Consider the following 10,088-nt stretch of genomic DNA (forward strand, 5'->3'; position numbering starts at 1 on the left):
CGAATGGCAGGCCCTGCTGGTCGGGCGCGAGGTGGGCGCGCAGGTGCGCTTCATCGACCTGCCCGCGTGGCACGAGGCCTTCGCGGCGCTGGAAAACCGCTACGCCGACAGCGCCGACCACGCGCACGAGGCCCGCGCCGACGCCTACGAACGCGCGCTCGGCGAGCGCCTGGCAGTGCAGGGCCGCGACGCCCTGTGGGATCACCTGTTCGAGCAGGACGACGTCGACGACGGCCTGCACGAACGCCTGCACACCTACTTCGTCCACCTGCGCGGCGACGACCGCGGCTCACTGGGCAACCAGCAGCGCGAACAGATGATGGCCGCCTGGATCGCCTGGGCGATGCGCCAGCCGCCGGGTGAGGGCCGCCACGGCGTGCTGGTGGTCTGTGGCGGCTACCATGCGCCGGCGCTGCAGCAGCTGTGGGCGCAGCAGCCGTCGGCCAGCACGCCGCCGGCGGTGCCGCTCCCGGCCGCCGGCAGCAGCGGTGCGGTGCGGCATGGATCGTTCCTGGTGCCGTACACCTTCAAGCGCCTCGATGCCTTCGCCGGGTACGCCTCCGGCATGCCCTCGCCGGGCTGGTACCAGTGGCAGTGGGAGCATGGCGCCGATGCCGATGCCCACATGCTCGGGCAGGTGATGGCGCGGCTGCGCGGGCGCGGGTTGCCGGCCTCCACCGCTGACCTGATCGCCGCGCGCCTGCGCGCCGACGGCTTGGCACGGCTGCGCGGGCACCCCCGTCCGCAGCGCGTGGACTGGCTCGACGCGCTGGCCGGTGCGCTGGTCAAGGACGCACTGGATGCGCCGCTGCCGTGGACCTACCGCGGCCGCCTGCGGGCCGGCACCGATCCGGTCCTGGTCCAGATCATGGAGGTGCTGGCCGGCGACAGCGCCGGGCTGCTGGATCCGCTGACCCCGCAACCGCCCTTGCTGGCCGACCTGGCCGCGCAGTTGCACGCGCACGGGCTGGTGCTGGGCCAGGGGTGCCGCCTGGACCTGCTCGACCCGCACGACCGCCAGCGCAGTGTGCTGCTGCACCGCCTGCTGCTGCTGCAGGTGCCGGGCATCGTGCGTACCCACGGCCCGGCGCAGGCCATCAGCGACACCTTCGAAGAAACCTGGTCGCTGGCCCAGCCGGTGGAACAGCACGCCGCGCTGATCGAAGCCGGCGCCTGGGGCGCGACCGTCGGCGATGCCGCGCGCGCGCGCCTGGAAGACGCCCTGCGCCATGCCGATCGCGGCATCGCCGGACGCGTCCCGCTGCTCAACCGCGCCGCGTGGGCGGCACTGCCCGCGGTCAGCGCCGCGGTGCTCGATGACCTGGCCGCCGCCGTCGCCAGCGAAGCCCGCTTCGAGGTGCTGGCCCCGGCGCTGGGCGAGCTGGACCTGCTGCGGCGGCATGGGCACATGCTGGGCATGCAGGAGGCGCCGATGCTCAACGCCCTCCTCGGGCCCGGCCTGGACCGCGCGCTGTGGCTGCTCGAAGCGCCCGGCCAGGTCGGCAGCGCCGATACCGACGCACACCTGCGCGGCCACCTGGCGCTGCGCCAGATCCTCACCGGGCGCCTGGCCGATGACGAACACGGCGACCCGGCCGCGCTCGCCATTGCCCCGGCGCGCGCGCTGGCGGTATGGCAGCGCAAGCTCGCCAACCCCCAGGCCGCCGCGGTCAGCCGCGGTGCCTCGCTCGGTGCGCTGGTGGGGCTGCGCGAGCGGGTGGGGGTGGCCACGACGTCGTTTGCCGATGAGGCCATGGCCCTGCTGCAGGGCCTGGCCCCGGCGCACATGGGCGATGCCCTGGCCGGCCTGCTGGCGTTGGCGCGCGATCGCTTGGCCAGCGAACCGGCATTCACCGCCGCACTGGATGGCCTCATCCAGGCACTGCAGGCAGAGGACTTCATCCTGGCCTTGCCCGCGCTGCGCGGTGCCTTCGCCTGGCTGCCGGCGCGCGAGCGCGGCGCGCTGGCCACCCGCATGCTGGCCCTGCATGGCGCGGCCCACCTGTCCGGCCGCGTACTCACCGCGCCGGTGCCGGGGCAGGCGCCGGCCGATGCGCTGGCCCGCGCCGCCCAACGCGAAGCCACCGCGCTGGACGCACTCGCGCGCTGGGGCATCACCCCCGTGCAGGAGGCAGCGCCATGAGCCTGGACATCCCCGATCCTCTGCAGCGGTGGCGCCTGCTGCTGGGCGAACCGGCCGAGCCGGCCTGCGGTGCGCTCGGCGCGCAGGCCCAAGCCGCCGACGCCGCGCTGGAGTGGCTGTACGGACGCGATGGCGACCGCGCGCTGCGCGGTGAGCGCAGTGGCGGGGGCGGTGCATCGCAGCTGTCCACCCCGGACTGGATCAACGACATCCACCGGCTGTTCCCGCGCGAGGTGATCGAACGCCTCGAGCGCGATGCCGTGGAGCGCTATGGCATCGACGAGGTGGTCACCAACCTGGAGGTGCTCGAACGCATCGCGCCCTCCGAAAGCCTGCTGCGCGCGGTGCTGCATACCAAGCACCTGATGAATCCGCAGGTGCTCGCCGCCGCCCGCAAGCTGGTGGCCGAGGTCGTGCGGCGCATCATGGAGCGGCTGGTCACGCAGGTGCACCACGCCTTCAGCGGCACCCGCGACCGGCGCCGCCGCTCGCGCCGGCAGATCGCCAGCAACTTCGATTTCCGCCGCACGGTGGCGGCCAACCTGCATCGCCTGGACCCGGCCAGCGGCAAGCTCTACGTGCAGCAGCCGATGTTCTTCAGCCGCAGCCGCCGCCAGGCCGAACCGTGGGACATCATCCTGCTGATCGACCAGAGCGGTTCCATGGTCGACTCGGTCATCCACAGCGCGGTCATGGCTGCGTGCCTGTGGCAGTTGCCGGGCATGCGCACCCATCTGATCGCCTTTGATACCGAGGTGGTCGACCTCACCGCCGATGTCGCCGACCCGGTCGAACTGCTGATGAAGGTGCAACTGGGGGGCGGCACCGACATCGCCCGCGCCGTGGCCTACGCGCAGGGCCGGGTGGTCAATCCCTCGCGCAGCGTGGTGGTGGTGGTCAGCGACTTCTACGAAGGCGGTGGCGATGGCGACCTGGTGCGCCGGGTCAAGGCGCTGGTCGAATCCGGCGTCAAGGTGCTGGGGCTGGCCGCGCTGAACGGGCAGGCCGACCCTAGCTACGACCGCGAAACCGCCGCACGCCTGGTCAAGGTCGGGGCGCACATCGCGGCGATGACGCCGGGCGAGCTGGCTGCGTGGCTGGCCGAAAAGGTGCTGGCATGAACCTGCGCCAGGACCTGCTGGAACTCACCCCGGCCGCGCTGATGGCGCTGGCCAACCCGGGTTTCGTCAAGCGCGCGCAGAAGGATCTTGCCGCCGGCATCGCACCGGCGCTGGACATCGACGCCAGCGGCACCATCCGCGCCACCTATGACGACGGCTGCATCGCACGCCTGCCGGTGGGCTGCACCCTGCGGGATGCCCAGTGCAGCTGCACCGCCACCGCCATGTGCCGGCATCGGGTGACGCTGGTGCTGGCCTGGCAGGCGCATGCGGCCGCCACGCTGTCTGCGCCGGCCACCGAGCGCGCTGCCGGGCACGCCCAGGCCGACGCCGACGCGCCCTGGAGCCCGGCCCAGTTCGACCTGGCGAGCCTGGCCAGCGTGCTGCCCCCCGGGGTGATGGAGCAGGCCGCGCGGTTGCGCCAGGACGGTCCGGTGATCACCGTCTACCCGTGGGCCGGCGCGGCCAGTCCGCCCACCGCGCAGCTGCCGATGTGCAGCGTGCGCTTCTTCGCCAGGGGCTCGATCGCCCACGCGCGCTGTGATTGCCGCCAGGGCGGCAACTGTGCCCACGTCGTGCTCGCCGTGATGGCCTTCGCCCAGGCCGAGCACCTCGGCCCGCTGCAGTCACCGCACACCCTGCAGCTGCGCAGCGTCGACGCCGCATCCGACACCGCCAGTGGCTGGGACACCGCCGCCCAGGCGTTGCACGCCGACATCGACGCGCTGCTGCTCGCGCTCTGGCTCGATGGCGGCGCGCAACCGCTGATCGCCGTGGCGGCGCGCATCCAGGCCCTGCGCAGCCGAGCCCAGGCGCAGGGCTGGTGCTGGATCGAGGATGCCCTGGCCGAGCTGCGCCAGCTGCTGCAGGCGCGGCAGGCGCGCAGCACCCGATTCGCGCCGCTGGCCCTGCTCGACCTGGTGGTGGGGCTGTGGGCACGTCTACAGTCGGCTGCGCAGCTGGCCCAGCAGCGCGCCCCGGCGCTGCCCGCTGCGCAGGTGTTGGGCATCGGGATCAAGGGCGAGGTGGCACTGGACCGCTTGCGGCTGGTCTCGCTCGGGGCCTCGCTGTGGAGCGATGAACGCGAGCAGGGTGCCACCGTGCTGTGGGCCGACCCGGACACCCAGTCGGTCACGGTAATGGCACGGCAGTGGTCGCGGGAGGCAACGGCAACCACGCCCCTCGGCGAACGTCGCATCGCCGGCCACCCGCTGCGTCAGTTGGCCGCCAGCCAGGTGATCACCCAGCGCGCCACGCGCAGCGCCAACGGTACCGTCAGCGTCGCCGCCCAGCGCCAGCACACCGGCCTGCTGCCGCTGTCGCCCCGCGCATGGGACGAACTGGGCGCGCCGTTGCGCCAGCCCGACCCGGCGGCCCTGGCCGCGCACCTGGCACGGCAGCCGCCGGCGTTCACCCAGCCGCGCCTGGCGGCGGCCGGCGTGGCCGGCGGTGCGCCGGCGGCCTTCCATGTGGTCCAGGTCGACGCACTGCAGCCGGCACACGTCGGCTGGGATCCGATCACCCAGAGCCTGCATGCCGACCTGGTCGCACGCGATGGCCAGGGCATCGGCCTGCGCCTGCTGCATCCGCACCGCGCCGCAGCGCCGGATGCGGTGAACGTGCTGGCCCGCGTGCTCGAGGGCCACTACGGTGCGTTGCGTGCGGTGGCCGGCAACGTCTGCCTGCAGGGCGGGGCACTGGTCATGCAACCGGTCGCGCTGCTCACCGACACCCAGGCCGTGGTTCCGCAGGTCCATCCGGCCGTTGCAGCGCTGCCACTGCCCGCGGTGGCCCCGGCCGCATCGACGCCGCTGCTGGACACCTTGGAACAGCTGGCCCTGATGCTGCAGCAAGGCCTTCGCCACCAGCACGGCGGCGATTGGGAGCGCGTGCAGGAACAGATCCACGGCCTGCAGCTGGCCGGCTACCGCCAGGCTGCTGCCCAGCTCGGCCACCTCCGCGCGGCGCTGGTCCCGGCGCAGCGATCGACGCTGCTGCAGCGGGTGTCGGTGCTGGCCCTGCTGGCGCGGGACCTGTCTGCATGATCCCTGCCTGGCCACGCATTGACCTATGCTGCAGGCGTGCCTTCTTCCGTTGCCCGCAGGTGAGCATGCCCGCACCCCGTCCCACCTCCCCGCTGCCGGTCATCCGTCGCCTTGGCCTGCGCCTGGCCGGCATCGCGCTGGCGCTGCTGGCCACCACCGCCAGCGCCGCCGCACCGGACAGCTTCGAGCGCTGCCTGGCCAGCCTGCAACCGCAGGCCGTCAAACAAGGCATCAGTGCGGCCGGTTTCACCCGCCTCACCACCGGCCTGGCCCCGGACCTGAGCGTGTTGCCGCTGCTCGACGCGCAACCGGAGTTCACCACGCCGCTGTGGGACTACCTGGCCGCGCTGGTCGACAGCCAGCGCGTCGACGACGGTCGCGCGCGCCTGGTTGAGCACCGCGACCTGTTGAACCGGGTATCCGCCCAGTACGGCGTCGACCCGGCCACCATCGTGGCGGTGTGGGGCGTGGAGAGCGATTACGGCCGCGTGTTCGGCAAGCGCCCGCTGCTCCAGTCGCTGGCCACGCTCTCGTGCGATGGCCGCCGCCAGCCGTTCTTCCGCGGCGAACTGCTCGCCCTGCTCAAGCTGCTCGACGCCGGCGACCTGCAGGCCGAAGGCCTCACCGGCTCGTGGGCCGGCGCCTTCGGCCACACCCAGTTCATGCCGTCCACCTATGCGCGCATCGCCGTGGACGGTGACGGCGACGGTCGGCGCGACCTGGTCGCCAGCATTCCCGACGCCCTGGCCTCCACCGCCAACTACCTGGCCAAGGCCGGCTGGCGCACCGGTCAGCCGTGGGGCATCGAGGTCCGTCTCCCGCCCGGGTTCAACCCGGCGCTGGCCGGGCGCACCCAGCGCAAGCCGCTGGCCAGCTGGCGCGCACTGGGCATCGCCCCGGTCGGCGGTGGCGCGCTGGCCCCGGTCGGCCTGCCCGAGGACAGCAACGCCGCACTGCTGCTGCCCACCGGTGCCAAGGGACCGGCCTGGCTGGTGTTCCGCAACTACGACGCGATCTACGCCTACAACGCTGCCGAAAGCTATGCACTGGCCATCGCCACCCTGGCCGACCGCCTGCGCGGCGGCAACGGCACCGTGGCGGCCTGGCCCACCGACGACCCCGGCATCGGCCGCCGTGAACGCCGGGAACTGCAGGCCCTGCTGCTCGCCCGGGGGCATGACATCGGTGCCGCCGACGGCATGGTCGGCACGGCCACCCGCCGCGCCATCCAGATCGAGCAGCAGCGCCTGGGCTGGACCACCACCGACGGCCGCGCCGGCCAACGCATCCTCACTGCATTGCGCAGTGCGCCTCCCCTTCCGACACCTTCGACCACCATGCCCGCATCCACCGTGTTCACCCTGCCGCCCAACCACGCCCGCCTGGTGCAGTCCCCGGCCGGCCCCAGCGCCGCCCTGCCCAAGGTGGAGGGCCTGAGCCTGGGCACCGTGCAGGGCTTCCCCGCCTGGAAGGTGGACACCCCGTTTGCCAGCGCCGCCATATCGGTGTTCGGCGGGCAGCTGCTGTCCTATGTTCCCAAGGGCGGCCAGGACGTCCTGTGGCTGTCACCCAGCGCGCAGGCGCTGCCCACCCCGATCCGGGGCGGCAGCCCGGTGTGCTGGCCGTACTTCGGCCGCCAGGGGCAGGGCACCGACGTGCCCTCGCATGGGTTCGTGCGCAACGTGGCATGGACACTCAAGGAGGCGCGCCGCGACGCCGATGGCACCGTCCTGCTCACCTTGGCCCCGCCGCCGCTGGACAACCTGGCCCTGCGCCTGACCATGCAGCTGCGCATCGGCCGCACGCTTGAGCAGCGCCTGGTCACCGAGAACGCCGGCAGCCAGCCGGTCAGCTTCACCCAGGCCCTGCACAATTACTTCCGGGTGGACGACGCCACGGCCGTGGACGTGCAGGGGCTGGATGGCCTCACCTATCTGGACAAGTTCGAGAACTACGCCACCCCGCGCGTGCAGCAGGGCGACTGGAACCTGCGCGACCCGCGCGATCCCGGTCGCAGCGACCGCATCTACACCGCCGCCGGCGGCCGTTACGTGCTCAAGGACCCCGGGCTGAAGCGGCGCATCGAGATCACCACCCAGGGCAGCCAATCGCTGGTGGCCTGGAACCCTGGCCAGGCGGGGGCGGCAGGCATGGCCGACGTCGGCGCGGGCTGGCGCAACTATGTGTGTCTGGAGGCGGCCAACGCCGGCCCGGATGTGATCACCCTGCCGGCCGGCGCCAGCCACACGCTCACCCAGACCTTCCGCGTGCTGCCCCTGTAACCCTTCAGCCGGCGCCCGGACGGGCGACCCGGCGCCTCTCCCTCAAGGAACGAGTCATGTCCGATACCCCGTGGTACTACGCCGATCACCAGCAACAGCGTCAGGGACCGGTGCCCGCCGTGCAGCTGCAGCAGTTGCTGGGGCAGGGCCAGATCACCGCCGACACGCTGGTCTGGCGCCAGGGCATGGCCCAGTGGCAACCCCTGCATGGCGTGGCCGAGCTGGCGGTGTCCGCGCCGACGCCGGTCGAGCCGTCCCAGGATCCCTACGCTGCACCGGCGTCGGCCTTCGATGCCACCGCCATGCCGGCCCAGGAACCCCTGGCGCCGGGTGAGCAGGCGTATGCCGCGTTTGTCGGCAGCAACTTCGCGGTATACCGCCGCAAATGGCGCCTGGACCTGGCGACCGACGGAAAGGCTGCCAGCACCACCGCCTGGAACTGGCCGGCCTTCCTGTTCGGCGCCTTCTGGATGCTGTATCGCCGCATGTATGCGGTGGCGGCCATGTGGATTGGTGCGCTCACCGTCGCGTCCATCCTGGAAACCCTGGCCGGGGCCAGCGACAGCGTATCGCTGATGATCACCGTGGCGGCCAGCGTCGCGGCCGGTTCGGTGGGCAATCACCTGTACCTGCGGCATGCCCAGCGGATGATCGCGTTGGCCGAGGCACGTCATCCCGGTGACGCAGCGGCCCAGCACGCCGCACTGGCTGGCCTGGGCGGCACCCGCTGGTCGGCGGTGTTTGTTGGCATGGCCCTCTACATCGTGGTGATCGGCGCGTTGGCCTTCCTGCTGGATCCCTGATCCGGCTCAGCCGCGCGTTGCCGACGGCCGCAGCACCAGCAGGCAGATTCCCCCGGCCACCAGCCCCCAGAAGGCCGAACCGATGCCGGCCAGTGACAGCCCGGAGGCGGTGACCAGGAAGGTCACCAGGGCCGCTTCGCGGTCGGCCTCCTCCCGCAGCGCCATCGACAGGCTGTTGGCGATCGTGCCGAACAGGGCAATGCCGGCCACGCAGGCCACCAGTTCCTTGGGGAAGGCAGCGAACACCGCCGCCACCGTCGCCCCGAACAGACCCACCACGATGTAGAAGCCGCCGGCGGCCACCGCGGCGGTGTACCGGCGCGCGGGATCCTCGTGCGCCTCGCGGCCCATGCAGATCGCGGCGGTGATCGCGGCCAGGTTGAGTCCGAACGCGCCGAAGGGGGCCAGCACCGTGTTGGCCACGCCGATCCAGCCAATCACCGGGGATACCGGGGTGTCGTACCCGGAGGCACGGATCACCGCCACCCCCGGAATGTTCTGCGACGCCATGGTCACCACGAACAGGGGCAGGGCAACGCCGATCACCGCCGCCCACGACAACGTGGGCCAGGTGAACACCGGCGTGGCCAGCTGCAGGCGGACATCCTGCATATGCAGCAGCCCCTGGCCGGCCGCCACGGCGACACCCACCCCCAGGGTGGCGATCACTGCATAGCGCGGGAACAGCCGGCGTCCGATCAACCAGGTGGCGAACATCGCCAGGGCCATGCCCAGCTGCGTCTGCATGGACACGAACACATCCAGTCCAAAGCGCAGCAGCACGCCGGCCAGCATGCCCGCGGCCAACGCCATCGGTACGCGCTGCATCAGCCGCGCGAAGATCCCCGAGAAGCCGGCGATCATGCCCAGCACCGCTGCCAGCACGAACGCACCGATCGCATCGCTGTAGCCCACCGCGCCGGCGCCCACCACCAGCATGGCCGCACCCGGGGTCGACCATGCCGTCACCACCGGCACACGGTAGCGCAGCGACAGGCCAATACAGGTGATGCCCATGCCCAGTCCAAGCGCCCACATCCACGAGGCGATCTGCGCCTGTGAGGCGCCCATCGCGCGTGCGGCCTGGAACACGATCACCGCCGAACTGGCAAAGCCCACCAGCACCGTAATGAAGCCGGCCATCACCGACGGCAATGACATATCGCGCAACAACGAACGCTTGGCTACCGCAGACATCGCATGCATCCCTGACGACAAGACATGCATTGTTAGCAAGCCTGCGGCAGCACGCGCAACGCGCGTGCTGCCGCACGTGTAGATGAGCAGCACGCGTTGATGACGCGTCGATGAAAAAGATCGACGAAAAGCCTTGACGAATTTTCAGAAGTCTTTAGTATTCGCTCCCTCGCTGCGACGCGGTCTTCACCCCGGTGAACACCCACCCGCAGCGACGGCAACATCCCTCGAAAGAAGGTGTTGACGGAAACGAAAAGCCTGACATAATAGGCGGCTCGCAACGACGAAAGCCTCTCGGGGCAAACGACGAAGCGGCATCGGCAACAACGTTTCACTTCGGTGAAACGGCCTTGAAAAAAGGTGTTGACGAAGCAGATAAGCCGGTCTACAATGGGCGGCTCGTAACGACGGAAACGTCGGGGCACACGGAGGAAGGCGCTGAGGCCGACTCCAAAGTTCTTTGACAGTATGCGCAGGTATCTTGTGAAGGCGCCTGC

7 protein-coding genes are annotated in these 10,088 nt (G+C 71.4%); 5 read left to right on the forward strand and 2 right to left on the reverse strand.

Going from position 1 to position 10,088, the window contains the following annotated elements:
• The 5 genes from DBR34_RS11290 to DBR34_RS21345 all read left to right on the forward strand — a co-directional run.
• The coding region (locus DBR34_RS11290) for a DUF5682 family protein (RefSeq protein ID WP_219928271.1) at positions 1-2,143 on the forward strand (2,143 nt) is incomplete at its 5' end.
• Complete coding sequence (locus DBR34_RS11295; RefSeq protein WP_128096861.1) at positions 2,140-3,264, forward strand: VWA domain-containing protein; 1,125 nt, start codon at positions 2,140-2,142, stop codon at positions 3,262-3,264. The genes DBR34_RS11290 and DBR34_RS11295, both read left to right, overlap by 4 nt.
• Positions 3,261-5,309, forward strand: a complete 2,049-nt coding sequence (locus DBR34_RS11300; RefSeq protein WP_128096862.1) for a hypothetical protein — start codon at positions 3,261-3,263, stop codon at positions 5,307-5,309. The genes DBR34_RS11295 and DBR34_RS11300 overlap by 4 nt, the downstream gene beginning before the upstream one ends.
• Before the next feature lie 65 nt (positions 5,310-5,374).
• The gene (locus tag DBR34_RS11305; RefSeq protein ID WP_128096863.1) at positions 5,375-7,591 is read left to right on the forward strand and encodes a lytic murein transglycosylase; all 2,217 of its coding nucleotides are present in this window, start codon (positions 5,375-5,377) and stop codon (positions 7,589-7,591) included.
• 56 nt (positions 7,592-7,647) lie between these two features.
• The gene (locus tag DBR34_RS21345; protein ID WP_181393978.1) at positions 7,648-8,394 is read left to right on the forward strand and encodes a GYF domain-containing protein; all 747 of its coding nucleotides are present in this window, start codon (positions 7,648-7,650) and stop codon (positions 8,392-8,394) included.
• Between the two features lie 6 nt (positions 8,395-8,400).
• Here the strand turns inward: DBR34_RS21345 and DBR34_RS11315 are convergent, their stop codons facing one another.
• Both DBR34_RS11315 and DBR34_RS21795 read right to left on the reverse strand, forming a co-directional pair.
• A complete protein-coding gene (locus DBR34_RS11315; protein WP_128096864.1) occupies positions 8,401-9,591 on the reverse strand; it encodes a benzoate/H(+) symporter BenE family transporter in 1,191 nt (396 codons plus the stop codon).
• A 32-nt stretch (positions 9,592-9,623) separates the two neighbouring features.
• Positions 9,624-10,088 (reverse strand): hypothetical protein (locus tag DBR34_RS21795; protein ID WP_219928272.1); only part of this gene is annotated, 465 nt, incomplete at its 5' end.

Origin of the sequence: Stenotrophomonas sp. HMWF003, assembly GCF_003061285.1 — a bacterium.
Lineage (GTDB): Bacteria > Pseudomonadota > Gammaproteobacteria > Xanthomonadales > Xanthomonadaceae > Stenotrophomonas > Stenotrophomonas maltophilia_AP.

Coding starts and splice junctions, on each gene's coding strand:
- DBR34_RS21345 (WP_181393978.1), top strand. CDS start 7,648: ATGTCCGATACCCCGTGGTACTACGCCGATCACCAGCAACAGCGTCAG.
- DBR34_RS11295 (WP_128096861.1), top strand. CDS start 2,140: ATGAGCCTGGACATCCCCGATCCTCTGCAGCGGTGGCGCCTGCTGCTG.
- DBR34_RS11315 (WP_128096864.1), bottom strand. CDS start 9,591: ATGTCTGCGGTAGCCAAGCGTTCGTTGTTGCGCGATATGTCATTGCCG.
- DBR34_RS11300 (WP_128096862.1), top strand. CDS start 3,261: ATGAACCTGCGCCAGGACCTGCTGGAACTCACCCCGGCCGCGCTGATG.
- DBR34_RS11305 (WP_128096863.1), top strand. CDS start 5,375: ATGCCCGCACCCCGTCCCACCTCCCCGCTGCCGGTCATCCGTCGCCTT.